18 protein-coding genes are annotated in these 16,073 nt (G+C 33.1%); 10 read left to right on the plus strand and 8 right to left on the minus strand.

Translation table 11 applies throughout. The features are described from left to right. Positions 1 to 61: 61 nt before the first annotated feature. Together pheT and ACFFGL_RS01695 are read left to right on the plus strand one after the other, a co-directional pair. Positions 62 to 2,488: a phenylalanine--tRNA ligase subunit beta gene (gene pheT / locus ACFFGL_RS01690; RefSeq protein ID WP_309727295.1), complete on the plus strand. Its 2,427-nt coding sequence runs from the start codon at positions 62 to 64 to the stop codon at positions 2,486 to 2,488. A gap of 97 nt (positions 2,489 to 2,585) precedes the next feature. Beyond that, complete coding sequence (locus ACFFGL_RS01695) at positions 2,586 to 3,029, plus strand: hotdog fold thioesterase (RefSeq protein ID WP_309727296.1); 444 nt, start codon at positions 2,586 to 2,588, stop codon at positions 3,027 to 3,029. Between the two features lie 47 nt (positions 3,030 to 3,076). Here the strand turns inward: ACFFGL_RS01695 and ACFFGL_RS01700 are convergent, their stop codons facing one another. After that, on the minus strand, positions 3,077 to 3,634 hold the full coding sequence (locus tag ACFFGL_RS01700; RefSeq protein WP_309727297.1) for a fasciclin domain-containing protein: 558 nt from the start codon (positions 3,632 to 3,634) through the stop codon (positions 3,077 to 3,079). A 177-nt stretch (positions 3,635 to 3,811) separates the two neighbouring features. Between ACFFGL_RS01700 and ACFFGL_RS01705 the strand changes: the two genes are divergently transcribed. From ACFFGL_RS01705 to ACFFGL_RS01715, 3 genes are all read left to right on the plus strand, one after another. Then, positions 3,812 to 4,525: a hypothetical protein gene (locus ACFFGL_RS01705; RefSeq protein ID WP_309727298.1), complete on the plus strand. Its 714-nt coding sequence runs from the start codon at positions 3,812 to 3,814 to the stop codon at positions 4,523 to 4,525. A 247-nt stretch (positions 4,526 to 4,772) separates the two neighbouring features. Then, entirely contained in the window at positions 4,773 to 5,978 is a 1,206-nt protein-coding gene (gene lysA, locus ACFFGL_RS01710; RefSeq protein WP_309727299.1) for a diaminopimelate decarboxylase, read from the plus strand. 158 nt (positions 5,979 to 6,136) lie between these two features. Then, positions 6,137 to 6,379 (plus strand): putative signal transducing protein, encoded by a 243-nt coding sequence (locus ACFFGL_RS01715; protein WP_309727300.1) that lies wholly within the window; start codon positions 6,137 to 6,139, stop codon positions 6,377 to 6,379. Positions 6,380 to 6,528: 149 nt separating this feature from the next. On the opposite strand, the gene ACFFGL_RS01720 is transcribed toward ACFFGL_RS01715, so the two are convergent. Continuing rightward, positions 6,529 to 7,335: a M48 family metallopeptidase gene (locus ACFFGL_RS01720; protein WP_309727301.1), complete on the minus strand. Its 807-nt coding sequence runs from the start codon at positions 7,333 to 7,335 to the stop codon at positions 6,529 to 6,531. 131 nt (positions 7,336 to 7,466) lie between these two features. Between ACFFGL_RS01720 and msrB (ACFFGL_RS01725) the strand changes: the two genes are divergently transcribed. The 4 genes from msrB (ACFFGL_RS01725) (at position 7,467) to lpdA (ending at position 10,408) form a co-directional block, all read left to right on the plus strand. After that, positions 7,467 to 7,949, plus strand: a complete 483-nt coding sequence (msrB, locus tag ACFFGL_RS01725; RefSeq protein WP_309727302.1) for a peptide-methionine (R)-S-oxide reductase MsrB — start codon at positions 7,467 to 7,469, stop codon at positions 7,947 to 7,949. Positions 7,950 to 7,951: 2 nt separating this feature from the next. Beyond that, complete coding sequence (msrB, locus tag ACFFGL_RS01730; RefSeq protein WP_309727303.1) at positions 7,952 to 8,347, plus strand: peptide-methionine (R)-S-oxide reductase MsrB; 396 nt, start codon at positions 7,952 to 7,954, stop codon at positions 8,345 to 8,347. 13 nt (positions 8,348 to 8,360) lie between these two features. Then, on the plus strand, positions 8,361 to 8,909 hold the full coding sequence (locus ACFFGL_RS01735; protein WP_309727304.1) for a hypothetical protein: 549 nt from the start codon (positions 8,361 to 8,363) through the stop codon (positions 8,907 to 8,909). A gap of 107 nt (positions 8,910 to 9,016) precedes the next feature. After that, entirely contained in the window at positions 9,017 to 10,408 is a 1,392-nt protein-coding gene (gene lpdA / locus ACFFGL_RS01740; RefSeq protein ID WP_309727305.1) for a dihydrolipoyl dehydrogenase, read from the plus strand. Positions 10,409 to 11,245: 837 nt separating this feature from the next. Here the strand turns inward: lpdA and ACFFGL_RS01745 are convergent. The 6 genes from ACFFGL_RS01745 to ACFFGL_RS01770 form a co-directional block, all read right to left on the minus strand. After that, the gene (locus tag ACFFGL_RS01745) at positions 11,246 to 11,644 is read right to left on the minus strand and encodes a carboxypeptidase-like regulatory domain-containing protein (RefSeq protein ID WP_309727306.1); all 399 of its coding nucleotides are present in this window, start codon (positions 11,642 to 11,644) and stop codon (positions 11,246 to 11,248) included. Between the two features lie 156 nt (positions 11,645 to 11,800). Continuing rightward, positions 11,801 to 12,355, minus strand: coding sequence for a hypothetical protein (locus tag ACFFGL_RS01750; protein ID WP_309727307.1), 555 nt, complete (start codon positions 12,353 to 12,355; stop codon positions 11,801 to 11,803). Positions 12,356 to 12,464: 109 nt separating this feature from the next. Continuing rightward, positions 12,465 to 13,187, minus strand: a complete 723-nt coding sequence (locus ACFFGL_RS01755; RefSeq protein ID WP_309727308.1) for a Dph6-related ATP pyrophosphatase — start codon at positions 13,185 to 13,187, stop codon at positions 12,465 to 12,467. Next, positions 13,180 to 13,611, minus strand: a complete 432-nt coding sequence (aroQ, locus tag ACFFGL_RS01760; protein WP_309727309.1) for a type II 3-dehydroquinate dehydratase — start codon at positions 13,609 to 13,611, stop codon at positions 13,180 to 13,182. Before aroQ ends, ACFFGL_RS01755 begins: the two co-directional genes overlap by 8 nt. Positions 13,612 to 13,692: 81 nt before the next feature. Continuing rightward, positions 13,693 to 14,190 (minus strand): hypothetical protein, encoded by a 498-nt coding sequence (locus ACFFGL_RS01765; protein WP_309727310.1) that lies wholly within the window; start codon positions 14,188 to 14,190, stop codon positions 13,693 to 13,695. Between the two features lie 200 nt (positions 14,191 to 14,390). Beyond that, positions 14,391 to 15,017 (minus strand): porin family protein, encoded by a 627-nt coding sequence (locus tag ACFFGL_RS01770; protein WP_309727311.1) that lies wholly within the window; start codon positions 15,015 to 15,017, stop codon positions 14,391 to 14,393. Between the two features lie 108 nt (positions 15,018 to 15,125). On the opposite strand from ACFFGL_RS01770, the gene xerD reads away from it, so the two are divergent. Further along, positions 15,126 to 16,043: a site-specific tyrosine recombinase XerD gene (gene xerD, locus ACFFGL_RS01775; RefSeq protein ID WP_309727312.1), complete on the plus strand. Its 918-nt coding sequence runs from the start codon at positions 15,126 to 15,128 to the stop codon at positions 16,041 to 16,043. The last annotated feature ends 30 nt before the right edge of the window (positions 16,044 to 16,073 follow it).

Here is a 16,073-nt window from a genome sequence, read left to right on the forward strand (position 1 = left end):
TTTGCTTCTAGATTTGCCAAAATTAATCCTATCTTTGCCAACCGAAAAAAGCACATAATTCATGAAAGTTTCATACAACTGGATAAAACAATTTATAAAAACCGATTGGAATGCCGAAAAGACCGGAGAACTCTTAACTGATCTTGGTTTAGAGGTTGAAGGAATAGACAAATTTGAATCTGTAAAAGGCGGCTTGGAAGGAATTGTGGTAGGTCACGTGCTTACCTGCGAAAACCACGAAAACGCCGATCGCTTAAAAGTAACTACGGTTGAAATTGGTGAAGATGAACCGGTACAAATTGTATGCGGCGCGCCAAATGTAGAAGCAGGTCAAAATGTTCCGGTCGCTACCGTGGGTACAACTTTATATACCGAAAACGGCGAAGCTTGGAAAATTAAAAAAGGAAAAATTCGTGGTGAAGTGAGCAACGGAATGATTTGCGCCGAAGACGAATTAGGCTTAGGAAAAAGTCACGACGGAATTATGGTGCTTGATGAAAAACTTTCTCCGGGAACACCTCTAAAAAAAGTTTTTGATGTTGAAACCGATCACGTTTTTGAAATCGGTTTAACACCAAACAGAGCCGATGCAATGAGTCATTATGGTGTAGCACGCGATTTAAAAGCAGGTTTTATTCAGCAGGAAATAAATACCGCTTTAGATTCTCCATCGGTAAGTAATTTTCACGTAGAAAATAGAAGCCGAAGAATTTTAATTGAAGTTGAAGATTACGATTTAGCACCGCGTTATTGCGGAGTTACTATTTCTGAAATAAAAGTTGGTCCGTCTCCAAAATGGATACAAAACAGATTAAAAGCGATAGGAATTACCCCAAAAAATAACGTAGTTGATGTAACCAATTACGTAATGCACGAGTTAGGACAACCGCTTCACGCTTTCGATGCCGATTATATTTCTGGAAATAAAATAAAAGTTCAGCGTGCAAAAGCTGGAACAAAATTCACAACGTTAGATGAAGTCGAACGTGAATTACACGAAGACGATTTAATGATTTGCGATGTTGAAAAACCGCTTTGTATTGCTGGTGTTTTTGGTGGTCTACATTCTGGAGTGACCGAAAAAACAAGTACCGTTTTCTTAGAAAGCGCTTATTTTAATCCGGTAAGTATTCGAAAAACTGCTAAAAGACACGGTTTAAATACCGATGCTTCTTTTCGATTTGAGCGCGGAATTGACCCGAATATTACAAAATATGCTTTGCGAAGAGCTGCACTTTTAATTCAGCAAACCGCTGGCGGCTATGTTTCTAGTGATATTGATGATGTTTATCCGAAAAAAATTGAAGATTTTCAGGTGTTTTTAACCTTCGATAAAATCAATAAATTAATCGGACAAGAAATAGAGCAAGAAACCATAAAATCTATTTTAGCTTCCTTAGAAATTCGCGTAAATAATGTTACCGAAAGCGGATTAGGGTTAACCATTCCAGCTTACCGCGTAGATGTCCAACGTGAAGTTGATGTTATTGAAGAAATTTTACGCGTTTACGGATATAATAATATCGAGTTTAATGAAAAGTTGAACGCTTCGATTTCTAATTCTACGCGATTTGAAGATTATAAACTTCAGAATATAATTGCGCATCAATTGGTAGGACAAGGTTTTTACGAAATGATGGCAAATTCACTTACCAGCAAAAATTATGTAGATTTTTCTGAAGATTTAAATGCCGCGCATAATGTAGAGATGCTAAATCCGTTAAGTCAAGATTTATCGGTAATGCGCCAATCTTTATTATTCAGTGCTTTAGAAGCTGCTGCGTATAATATTAACCGTAAAAATGAGAATTTAAAATTCTTTGAGTTCGGAAAAACATACCATAATTTTTCATCGGGAAGAACAGAGCAAAAACACCTTTCACTTTTAATTAGTGGTAAAAGAACGCAAGAACGCTGGAACAGTCCGGAGAAAAAAAGTGATTTTTTTTTTACAAAAGGAGTTATCACTAGTGTTTTAGAACGTTTAGGAATTACCGAAATTTCCTTTAAGCCGAATTCTTCCACTAATTTTTCTGAAGGTTTAGCGCTTTATTTTCAAAAAAATAAATTAGTAGAATTTGGAGTTGTCAAAAAATCTTTACTGAAAAAATTTGATATCGAAGAGGAGATAATTTTTGCAGACTTCAATTGGAATAACGTTATAGAAGTTGTAAAAAATCAAAATATTTCGTTTAAACCCATAGCTAAATTTCCATCTGTACGAAGAGATTTTGCACTATTATTAGATCAATCGGTAAGCTTTCAAGATATTTATGATATAGCCGTAAAAAGCGAAAAGAAAATTTTGAAACAAGTAGAACTTTTTGATGTTTATGAAGGCAAAAAATTACCGGAAGGCAAAAAAAGTTATGCAGTTAGTTTTACATTTTTAGATGAACATAAAACCTTAACCGACAAACAAGTTGACAAGGTGATGAATAAATTTCAAACACAATTTGAAAAGCAATTAAACGCTTCACTTCGTTAAAAGAAATTAGAAGTTTGAAAAGCCGATTATTTTCTGATAATCGGCTTTTTGTATGTCGAAAAATAGTAATTTTAAAATATTCAACTTAAAAATTGCTATGGAAATTAATAAAGAATTCATTATTAAAATGGCAGAAAACTTAATTCCGCTTCATCGGTTTTTAGGTTTAAAAGTAATCGAATTAGAAGAAGGTTTTGCACGGGTAAAAGTTCCGTTTAAAAAAGAAGTTGTAGGCGATATTAGAAACGACCGTTGGCACGGGGGAATAATTGCCACCGTTATGGATTCTGTTGGCGGAATTGTAGGAAGCACGTACAGCACTTCAACCAAAGACAAAATGGCAACCATCGATATGCGAATAGATTATTTAAAAGCAGCTAAAGATGCGGCTTTAATTGTGGAAGGAGAATTGGTTCGATTAGGAAATAGAATAATGGTGGTGCGAATGCGCGCTTTTTCAGAAGGTGAAGAAGATACATTAATTGCTGAAGGAAAGGGCGTTTATAATTTTATTAGAATGCAGAAAAAAAGCGATCATTAACCGATCGCTTTTTCATTCTTCTTCGCTGTATAATTTTCCGAAGAAAATTATTTTTTTGGTAATAAAACCGTATCAATTACGTGAATTACTCCGTTAGATTGCATTACATCGGCAATTGTAACGGTTGCAACATTTCCTGCCACGTCTTTAATTTTTACCATATCGCCATCCATCATTGCGGTTAATTCTTCACCGTTTACTGTTTTAAAGGTGAATTTTCCGTCATTTTTCTTAATCATTTTCATGATTTTTCGTGCAGTCCATTTGCCTGAAGCTACGTGATAAGTTAAAATACCTTGTAACATCGCTTTATTTTCAGGCTTCAACAAAGTCTCTACCGTTCCGTTTGGTAGTTTTTCAAAGGCAGCATTTGTGGGTGCAAAAACGGTAAACGGTCCTTCGCCTTGTAAGGTTTTTACCAAATCTGCCGCTTTTACCGCGGCTACGAGTGTGGTGTGATCTTTTGAGTTTACAGCATTTTCAATAATATTTTTTGAAGGATACATTTCAGCTCCGCCAACCATTTTTGTCTGCGCGAAAGAAAAACTTCCGATTAAGATTACAATTACTAATAAACTCTGCTTTAATAAATTTTGCTTTTTCATAACATTTAATTTTTTAGTTCGCCATATAAACGTAAGATAACTCGATGAAGGTTTTCTTTTTTCTTTACTTTAATAGATATTTAACAAATTGAAGTGCTTGAGGAAAGTTGTTAAACTGTGATTTTTAACTGACTAGAATTTGAAGATTATTTATTTTAGATAAAAATTCCATAGAAGATGAAGCGAACTAATTTGGAACTGAAACTAAAAAAAGAACGAGCCAAACACGTGACGGAAGAAAATATTCTCCAACAAGTTTTTGCTTGTTTAGAAAACGACTTTTTACTAGAAACCGCTATTCAAGAATTTTTAGAAAACGAACATTCTTCAACTGAAAATAATTTTAATCTCGAGATTTTAGAATCCTCAGAAATTTATCATCTTTCAGACATTAAGAAAACTTGTATAGATTATCGTTTGCGCTTTTTAGATTCACATTTATTCAAAAATGAAATTCCGTATGAAGCTATTCAGAAAATAAAAAAAATACAAAAAAACCATCAAACCGAATTAAATGGATTTAAAATAATGGCGCCATCTAGAGCATTTAAACTTAAAAATGCAGACGACCCGTTGTTATTCGCTCCAATTGGGAATGGCTATTATTACTTAATTCACAAATGGGGAAATGATATTAGCCCTTTTCGGAAATTTAAAATGTGGTGGTTTAAAAGTCTCGAAAATTTTCTGCTTTTATTACTTATTCTTAGTGTAGCGATTACCGCTTTATTGCCTTCAAATTTATTTACGAACCACCAAACCGGCGCAGAATTTCTAATGATCGCTTTTTTTATGTTTAAATGGATTGCAGGAATGGCAATTTTTTATGGCTTCAAAAAAGGAAAGAATTTTAACACTTCCATCTGGAAAAGCAACTACATTAATGCGTAGTTTTGACGCCAAATGGTTTTTAATACTCAAAATAAAGCAAATTTTATTTTTGGCTTAGCTACAAGTTTAGCTTCACTTCCCACATTTTCACAAATAAAATCAGTTGCTTTTATTCCATTTTTATTAAAACGAAAACCATTTTCGAAACGGTTTAAACCGAATTATTTTAAGAAGTAATTTATAGTCTTTTCACTTCTTAAAGTAGTATTTTTATCCTCAATTTATTTTATAACTTTTTAATTTTATCATGAAAAACAAAGACCTTTTACAAATTGCAGAAGATTTTGGCAGTCCAGTTTACGTTTACGACAGCGCGAAAATAAGTTCACAATATAAACGTTTGACCAGCGCTTTTAAAAATGTAAAAAATCTTAAAATAAATTATGCGGTAAAAGCTCTTTCGAACATCAACATTTTAAAATTATTAAAAAATTTAGGCAGCGGTTTAGATACGGTTTCTATTCAGGAAATAAAATTAGGTTTGGAAGCAGGCGTTACGCCCGATAAAATAATTTATACGCCTAACGGAGTTTCTATGGAAGAGCTGGAAATGGCAGTAGAATTAGGTGTTCAAATAAATATTGATAATTTATCGGTGCTGGAACAATTCGGAACAAAATTTCCAAAAACACCGGTTTGCATTCGTATAAATCCACACGTTATGGCAGGCGGAAATACAAATATTTCCGTAGGTCATATCGACTCTAAATTCGGAATTTCTATTCATCAAATGCCACATTTATTGCGTATTGTAGAAAATACGAAAATGAATATAAACGGAATTCACATGCATACCGGAAGCGATATTCTGGATGTTGAAGTTTTCCTATACGCTTCTGAAATTTTATTTGACGCGGCTAAAAACTTCAAGGATTTAGAATTTTTAGACTTCGGAAGTGGTTTTAAAGTTCCTTATCACGAAAACGATATTTCCACCAATGTAGAAGAATTCGGAAAAAAATTGAGCAAGCGTTTTAATCAATTTTGCAACACCTACGGAAAAGAATTAACATTAACCTTCGAACCTGGAAAATTTTTAGTTAGCGAAGCCGGTTATTTTCTGGTAAAAGTAAATTCTGTAAAGCAAACTACCTCAACTGTTTTTGCGCAAGTAGATTCTGGTTTTAACCATTTTATTCGTCCGATGTTTTATGGAACGCAGCACGAAATTATGAATATAACTCACCCAACTAAACATAAACGATTTTATTCAGTTGTAGGTTATATTTGCGAAACCGATACGTTTGCGAATAATAAACCGATTCCTGAAATCTCAGAAGGCGATATTTTAGCGTTTAAAAATGCCGGTGCTTATTGTTTTTCAATGGCAAGTAATTATAACGCGCGATTTAAACCTGCTGAAGTTTTATGGCATAATGACGAAGCAAAATTAATTCGAAAAAGAGAAACTTTTGAAGACTTGCTGCACAATCAAGTAGAAGTAGATTTGTAATTTTTTTTCGTTAAACTCTACTTAAAGGAAATTTCAGCTTAACCGAAAATCACTACTTTTAAGTAAGTTATCTTAAAAATAAAATCCTGAGTTAGACTTTAATTTCGAAGGAAACTTCGGGATTTTTAATTTTCAATTATTGCGTAAAACAAAAAACTATGAGCAACGAAGAATCTACCTATGAAACTGTTTACACAGGCAGCGAAGTAAACATTCAATACTTACAATCTATTTTGAAAAAAGCCAGTATTCATTCTATTGTAAAAAATAATTTTGAATCTGGTTTGCGAGCAGGTTTTGGTGGCGGACTTCCGGGACAAGTTCAATTATTGGTGGAACGATCCCATTTAGAGGAAGCACAAAAAATTGTAGAAGCCACTTTCTCTTCAGAAAATGAATAAACTACCTCAGGGAAAGCCTAAAAGACTTTCTTTAGAAATAAATTTTCAATTACAAGGCAAGCCTTCGGGGTCTTAAACCCTTTGGCGGTGCCAATAAAAAAAGCTCGGAAAAAATTCCGAGCTTTTTTTATTTTCTCATTATTTTAATCTTAAAAAGAAGTAACACCGTATTTTCTAGCCTCAGCTTTTGCTTCTGCAGCCCAAGCTTCTAAATTATTTATTCGTGTTTCATTAGACGGGTGCGTACTTAAAAATTCTGGCGGAGCTTGACCTCCACTGTTTTTTTGCATTCTTCGCCATAATTCTGCAGCTTCATCTGGATTATAACCTGCAATCGCCATTAGTGTCAACCCTATTTTATCGGCTTCAGTTTCGTGACTTCTGCTAAAAGGCAACATCACTCCTACTTGCGTTCCTAAACCATACGCTGTACTAAATATTTGCTGATTTTCTTCAAAAGCTACACTTCCTGCAACAGCACCTAATTGTTGTAATTGGCTGGCGCTCATTCGCTGTTGACCGTGATTGGCCAACGCGTGGGCAACTTCGTGTCCCATTACTACTGCTAAACCAGCTTCATCTTGTGCGATTGGCAATAAACCGGTATAAACAACAATTTTACCGCCTGGCATACACCAAGCGTTCACTGCATCGTCTTTTACAAGATTATATTCCCATTTATAATTTTCTAAATAACCTTCATAACCGTTTGCATTTAACCACCGTTCTGAAGCGGTTGCAATTTTTTGTCCCACATTTTTCACCATGCGCGCTTCAGCAGTTCCGTTTACTACATTATTATTGCTTAAAAATTCATTGTATTGCTGAAATGACATGGGTAAAATTTCAGAATTCGGAACCAATGCCAAGGTTTTTTTTCCTGTAAACGGATTTTTGTTACAAGAAATTAGTAAAAGCAAAAAAGCTAAGATTATACTGCTATTTTTCCATTTCATAAGGGTTGATTTTTTAGTTGGAATTAAAATTACAAAAATGATTTCTACACTATTAAAAGTTTATCATCGCTTTAACAAAACGACTAAAAATAAAATGGCTCAATATTTGTAAGTTTACTTAAAAATTAATTATGAAAAGATTCAGTTTCCTTCTTATCGCTTGCTCCTTACTACTAAGTTGCCAAGGAAATGCTCAGAAAAAACCTAAGAACGAGCAGTTTGAAATTCAGAAATCTGAAAAGGAATGGAAAGCGCAATTAAGTGATGAGGAATATTATATTTTAAGACAAGCCGGAACAGAAAAACCTTTTTCTAGTCCGTTGAATAAAATTAAAGAACCCGGTACATTTGTTTGTGCCGCTTGTAAAAATCCGCTTTATAAAACAAAAAATAAATTTGAAAGTGGTACTGGCTGGCCAAGTTTCGATAAACCAATTGATGGAGGCGTTTTTTATTCTACCGATAATAAATTAGGCTACACCAGAAACGAAGTTTTATGTGCAAAATGCGGCGGTCATTTAGGTCACGTTTTTAATGACGGTCCACCGGAAACCACCGGAAAGCGTTATTGTATGAATGGTGACGCCATGGATTTTATATCAGAAAATAAATAATTATGAAAAAATACAGCATAGAAAAATCTGAAGAAGATTGGAAAGCCGAACTTTCTGAAGAACAATATAGAATTTTACGAAAAAAAGGAACTGAAGCTCCACATACCGGAAAATATAATATGCATTTTGAAGATGGAAAATATTATTGTGCCGGTTGCGGAAATAAACTTTTTGAAAGCGAAGCAAAATTTAAGAGCAATTGCGGTTGGCCAAGTTTCGATAAAGCCTTAGAAGGAAGTATTGAATATAAAAAAGATACAACCTTTGGAATGATTAGAACTGAAATTTTATGTGCAAATTGTGGAGGACATATTGGGCATGTTTTTAATGATGGTCCTACCGAAACCGGTGAGCGTTTTTGCGTAAATTCTGCCAGTATAAATTTTGATAACCACTAATAACTATATAATTATGAAAAAACTGTTTTTATTTTGTATTTCTGTCTTGGTACTTTCTGCTTGTGAAGGTGATCGCGGTCCACAAGGTCCTCCGGGATTCGATGGTCAAGATGGTTTAATTGGAACCACACAAGAATATACTAATGTGAACTTAAATTATAATGGGCAAACAGGAACTTATGGAACTTTTTTAAATTTACCATTCGAAATTTTAAATTCTGATGCTGTGTTGGTTTATAGACTTGAAAATAGAGATAATGATGGAAATCCTATTTGGACTCAATTACCACACAATTTCTTTTTAAATGATGGAAACATTATTCAATATGTATTTAATCATACCTTTTATGATGTTCAAATAATTATTGATGCGAATTTTGATCCTGGACAATTTACAGATCAAGAATATAATCTTTATACCAGAAATCAATCTTTTAGAGCCGTAATCGTACCATCAGATTTTGCGAATGATCCTACCAATAATATTGAAACCTTTGAAGCGTTACAACAATCAATTCAAAAGCAAGGTTTTCAGTTAAAAACAATTTCCATAGAGAAATAAAAATAAGTACTAACATTCTCGTACTATTAAAAAATCCCTATAACTTTTCGTTATGGGGATTATTGTTTAAATTCGCAATTCTTAATTCAGCTTAAAAAATTACAGATATGAGTAAATATGATATAATCGTTTTAGGTAGTGGCCCCGGAGGTTACGTAACCGCAATTAGAGCTTCACAATTAGGCTTTAAAACCGCAGTAATTGAAAAAGAAAGTTTAGGTGGCGTTTGCTTAAATTGGGGTTGTATTCCAACAAAAGCATTACTAAAAAGTGCAGAGGTTTTTGATTACCTAAATCATGCTGAAGATTACGGACTTAAAGTTGAAAAAGCAGATAAAGATTTTGATGCTGTTGTAAAACGTAGCCGAGATGTAGCTGAAGGAATGAGCAAAGGTGTTCAGTTCTTGATGAAGAAAAATAAAATTGATGTTATAAACGGCTTCGGAAAATTAAAATCCGGTAAAAAAGTTAGCGTTGAAGACAAAGACGGAAATAAAAAAGATTACGAAGCAGACCATATAATTGTTGCTACGGGAGCGCGTTCTCGCGAATTACCAAACTTAAAACAAGACGGTGAAAAAGTAATTGGTTACCGTGAAGCGATGACGCTTAAAAAGCAACCTAAAAAAATGATTGTGGTTGGTTCTGGAGCTATTGGAGTAGAATTTGCACATTTCTATAACGCAATGGGCACTGAAGTTACCGTAGTAGAATATTTACCGAATTTGGTTCCGCTAGAAGATCAAGATGTTTCAAAACAATTTGAAAAATCATTTAAAAAAGCGGGTATAAAAGTAATGACCAACGCTTCAGTAGAAAGTGTAGATACTTCAGGAAAAACTGTGAAAGCAAAAGTTAAAACTAAAAAAGGTGAAGAAACGCTCGAAGCTGATGTAGTTCTTTCTGCCGTTGGAATTAAAACCAATATCGAAAAAATTGGATTAGAAGATTTAGGTATTAAAACCGATAAAGATAAAATTGTTGTAAACGAATGGTACCAAACTAACGTTCCTGGAGTTTATGCAATTGGCGATGTTGTTGCCGGTCCTGCTTTAGCACACGTTGCTTCTGCCGAAGGAATTCTTTGTGTTGAAAAAATTAAAGGAATGAAGGTTGAAGCGCTTGATTACGGAAATATTCCGGGTTGTACGTATGCGACACCAGAGATCGCAAGTGTGGGAATGACAGAAAAGCAAGCAAAAGAAGCTGGTTATGAATTAAAGATTGGAAAATTCCCTTTTTCAGCTTCTGGAAAAGCGAGTGCTGCAGGGAAAAAAGAAGGTTTTGTAAAAGTTATTTATGATGCAAAATACGGTGAATGGTTAGGTTGCCATATGATTGGCGCCGGCGTAACCGACATGATTGCTGAAGCTGTTGTAGCTAGAAAACTGGAAACTACAGGACACGAAATTTTAAAAGCGGTTCACCCTCACCCAACCATGAGTGAAGCAGTGATGGAAGCTACAGCTGCTGCTTATGATGAAGTAATTCATATTTAAAAATAAAATTTTATTCATAAAAAAAGTCCCAACTAAGAATTGGGACTTTTTTATTTTCAGCTGAGATAGCTTATAAATTAATCTTCTTCATTTACTGTTTGAAAGGTGGATAATTCAAATACCATATATTCCATAATTCTGTCTACGTCAGAAAAACCACTTTCTTCATTTTCAGTATGGAAAGAAGAATAAAACACCCCTCCATTTCCTACTAAATAGGTGAAAGCTAAATCTTTATTATTAATTACGTTAGTTGTTCCGTCAAAATATTCTACACTTCCATTTAACCACGGAATAACATTTGCGTTATCATAGGTTTCTACAACTTGCCAACTGCCAAGAAATTCATCTATTGTTACTACTCCATTTACACCGATTCCGAAATTTGTATCTAACCAATTGCTTAAACTGCTATTCAGAATTGTAGCATCTGTGCTTAAAGAAACTCCGCTTTTGTAGGGATTTGCATAGATTATATAATTGGTATTATCTAATGAATTAATTTGCTCTAAAAACGGAAATGCCCAATCGGTTACGTATAAAATTCCGCCGTTATTTACATAATCATAAAGATTTGAATTTTCAAAAGCTTGCGAAGTATCTAAACCACAATTGAAAAATAATATGTCATATTCAGCTAATAGAGCGGGATCATTTAATAATTCAGGAAAAGTAAAATTAACGTTGGCATCTAAACTTAATGTGTTGTTATTACTTCGTCCTTGATATTGAGAACGATGAACGTGTTCTGCATTATTTTTTTCTGGTCTACTTCCAAAACCGCCATCAATAATATCAAATAAAGGATCGTTTGTGATGGGGTTTACTAAACCAATATCATATAAAACGTGTTAGTCCAGTGACCACAACAATTTTGGGAAAGGTTTGAATATCAATATCTCCTATATCAATAGAATTTACGCTGTTGCTTTCATTTATAACCACTGTTTCTTCACTAGAAAAATGACCTTTTTCCAACAATACTTTATATTCTCCTTCTTGTAATTGACTAAAGGAAAATTCCCCTGTTTCATTCGTTAAGGTGTTTGCTAATTCAGCATTACTGGAAAATAAATGAACATTTGCTTGCGCAATGGGATCTACAGAATTGGGTGCTAAAAATTTTCCCTTTATAGAATATTTCCCAATTTGAGTTGCTTCTTCTGTTTTATCATCATCGGAACAAGATGAAAAAGTAATTAGGATAATAAACAATAGTAAAAGTTTAGATTTCATAACGTTTGGTTTTAAAATAAGTAGTTTTTTTCTTGAAAAATAAAACTATTCGGTTGTTTTAAATTAAAACACTTAACTATTATTTTTTCCTACTATCATGAAAAAATCCCGAATTTTAAATCGGGATTTTTCTACTACTATTTAATTGTCGATCGCTTACAGGGAAGGGTTTATTTTAGCGTCGAATTCCATATCTAATCGAACTTCTAGATTATTAGCATCTTGAGTACTTTCAAATTTAACGACTAATTTTAAGCTTTCTGATTTTGCATAGTTATCTAAGTAATCGTCGGTTGTAGAAAGTTCTATCATTGTTTTTCCGGTAGGAACTTCATCTAAATGTGCGATTTCTTTATACTCTAATTCATCGGTTCGCACTCCTAGAGTTACAGAGTTTACAAAATCGAAATTTTCTTGATCGTCGGCACTTACCAATGTAATATCAAGATCATCTAATTGAATTTCTTCAACTTGATTAATTGTTTCATCGGTTCCGGTTTCATTTTCAAGTGCTTGACGCAAATCTATGTCGGTTTCAACAGGAACTTCAAAAATATTTATAGGTAGATAATCGATCGTTGCTGTTTCACTAACCGGAATATCGTCGATTGTGCGAATTCTATCTACAACGTCTTCTGCGTCATCATCATTACAAGATCCTAAAAGCAGTCCTAAAAATAATACAGGTAATAAAAAAATTCTTTTATTCATAATCATAGTTTTTTTGTTTGCTCCAAAGCAATAAAAATTATGATGGACAATCTCTCAACTTCTCGTTAAAAATTCATAAGAAAACTTTAATATTGATATTGCTAGTCAATTATTGCGGTCTTAAATCTTGATACCAGAATTTATTATCCCAATTTTGTTCTTTTTCATCTTTAAAACAATCGTCTCCTTCAGATGGATTATAGTCTTTTAAAACTTTTTCTCCTACGCGAAAGGAAAGAGGTTTTTTGAATAATGGACCGTCAAAAACAAATGTATGGAACTCCCCGTTTTCTCCACACCAATCAATATTTTCTGGTAAATCATTTAAAAAACTATGGTCAATAATTCTTCCGCAGAATGATTTATCTAATAATTTTGCATTTACACAAACCACTATCGCTTTATAACCTAACTCAATAAATTTACTAATAAGTTTCTTCGTATCTTTTTTCCATAGTGGAAAGACAGGTGTTAACTGTAGTTTTTCTAATTGTTGTTGACGATATTCTTTGAGATCTTCTAGAAAAATATCACCAAAAACTGAATGTGTAAATCCTTGCTCTTGAAGTTTTTTACAATGATTCAGCATTACTTCATTATAGCTTTTTAAGGAAACATTTCCCCTTAGCGGAATTTGATGCAATGGAATTTGTAAAGAATCTGCTTGCTGCTGTAGTAGTTTAATTGGCAAGCCGTGCATAGAAACACGATTAAGATCTGTATTTACCGTGGTTACCAATTTTTCAATACCGATTTTTTTTTCATCCTGAAGTAAGTGAAGTGCTAACATTGCATCTTTACCACTACTCCAATTTAAATAGGCTCTAATCATTTTTATCAAGTTCTAAAAAACTAAGAATAGCCAATTCGTAACTTTTTAAACCGAATCCAGTAATTACTCCTTTAGCATAAGGAGCAATATATGATTTATGACGAAATTCTTCGCGAGCATAAACATTTGAAATATGAACTTCTATAACCGGAATAGAAATTGCTTTTACCGCATCTGCAATAGCTATGGAAGTATGTGTATATCCGGCAGCATTTAAAACAATCGCATGGAAATTAGTTGATGCTTCTTGAATTGATGTAATAATATCTCCTTCACTATTACTTTGAACGTGAGAAAGTTCAACATCTTTTAACTTAAATTGTAACCGCGTAAAATAATCATTGAAGTTTTCGGTTCCATAATATTCTTTCTCGCGCTTTCCTAAAATATTTAAATTAGGACCGTTTATAATTAATATCTTCATAGGCTAAAGATAGTATTTTCCGTAAAAAAAGCGAAGACTTTACATCTTCGCTTTTAATTATATAAAAAGTATTTTCTCAGTCTAAAATTTATAAGCAAAGCCTACACCTATAGCACTAGCAGTAGCATCTTCCACACTAATACCTTTATAGAATGCAAAAATATCAAAATTAATAGTTTGGAATCCTGCTTTAGGCTGATAATAGAATCCTGAATCACTAACTTCATCATCAGTACTTAAAGCATATCCTAAGTCTAGCCCTCCAAAAATACTTTCGGTAAAACTATAACGGGCTGAAGCGGCAACGGGTATGTAGCTTAAATTTTCTGCCTCAACCGTACCTAATGGAGTATCAATATCATCTCCTAAAAAAGTTGTATAACCAGTTGCAAGTCCTACATCAAAACCCTCTCCAACATTCCAATGATAACTCGCATCAACACCTAAATTTAATGTGGTAATGTCTTCAGCATCTCCCATTGGTAAACCAACGTGAGCACCTAACTTAAAACCCTCTTGAGCGTTTGCTCCAAAAATTCCCAATGCTGCAATTACAGCTGTTAGTAACATTTTTTTCATAATAAATAGATTAAATATTTTGATTTGTTAAAACAAATATAAAATTTATTTTGAATATTAAATAAAAAGAGAAAATTATTTTTAAATGAATCCGTTAGGTGTGTTTAATCATAAAGTTCAGAATATCTATATTTATTCAAATGAAAAAGCTGAATTCAAGTTGAATTCAGCTTTTTCAAAACTTGGTTATTATAGTTTGTTTAAAACATAAAACCTATTCCTGCTTGAAATACAGAATTATGAATGTCTGGATCTCCAAATAAATCTGATTCTTTAAAAACCTTTGTAAATCCGTAGTTGTATCTTGCTTGTATAAAGAATCCGTTATCAAATTTATATTCGACTCCTGTGGCTAAACTGAAATCGATATCTTCAGCTAAATCAGTATCGGTATCACCAGAATCGTCTAGCGGAGCGTTGTCTATTTCTTCATTAATTAAAAATCCGATTTGTGGTCCTGCCTGAATATTAAAACCATCAAATAAATAAATTTTAGCTAATACCGGAATTTGAATATAGTCTAACTGTGCTTCAATATTGTCGTCATTATCTAAAAAGTTTTCTTGATCTCTTTGCTCGATATCAAAACCTTGACCAGAATATAAAACCTCTGGTTGAATAGAAAATCGTTCTGTAATTGGTAATTCAGCTACAAAACCAGCATTAAAACTTGTTCTAGATTTTGTGTCGCCAATATCATCACCTGTAAGATTAGAAAAATTAATTCCTCCTTTTACTCCTACTTGAACTAAATCTGAATCGGCTTGAGCATTTGCACTTCCTAATCCTAAAACTGCTAATGCAGCTGTTAACATTAATTTTTTCATTGCTTTTTGTTTTTTAAATTCTTGACAAATGTAGAAGTGAGTTTGCAAAATTATTCCCAAATAAAAATTAAATTTGACTTAAAGTGAAAAAGGCTTAAAACAACGAATATGAGTGGAAATAAATGGAGGCAACTGCTTAAAAATTACCAACATTACCTTAAAATTGAACGAGGATTATCCAGCAATTCCATTCAAAATTACTCTTATGATATTGTTAAATTCATTAAATTTTTAGAGGAAAATGACTCTAATGAAAAACCTGAAACTGTTTCAGAAGAAACACTCCAACAATTTATTTATGAAATCGCCAAAAAAAATACAAATGCGAGAACGCAAGCTCGATTAATTTCGGGTTTACGAAGCTTTTTTGATTATTTAATTTTTGAGGATTATAGAACCAATAATCCCTTAGAATTAATTGAAGCTCCTAAAATTGGAAGAAAATTACCTGACACTCTTTCTACGGAAGAAATTGATTTACTTATTAGAGAAATTGATTTAAGTACAGCTGAAGGTGAAAGAAATAAAGCTATTCTAGAAACACTCTATAGTTGTGGTTTACGTGTTTCAGAATTAATTACCCTACAACTTTCAGATTTATTTTTTGAAGAAGGTTTTATTCGGGTGAGCGGAAAAGGAAACAAACAGCGTTTTGTACCCATTAGCAATTATACAATAAAACTTATCAATATTTATATTTCTCAAATTCGTTCGCATTTAACCATTCAAAAAGGATTTGAAGACACTCTTTTTTTAAATAGAAGAGGTCGGCAACTTACGCGCGCAATGATTTTCACCATCATAAAACGATTAGCGAAAAAAGCGGAATTGGAGAAAAACATAAGTCCACATACGTTTCGCCATTCGTTCGCAACTCATTTGTTGGAAAACGGTGCCGATTTAAGATCAATTCAATTAATGCTAGGACACGAAAGTATTACCACCACCGAAATTTATATGCATACCGATCGATCTAAATTAAAAAAAGTAGTGCAAGAATTTCATCCACGGATGAAAAAAAATTGATATATGATAAGCTGAATATTAAAGTATTGC

This window comes from Mesonia maritima, from assembly GCF_042433895.1.
In the GTDB taxonomy this organism is placed as follows: domain Bacteria; phylum Bacteroidota; class Bacteroidia; order Flavobacteriales; family Flavobacteriaceae; genus Mesonia; species Mesonia maritima.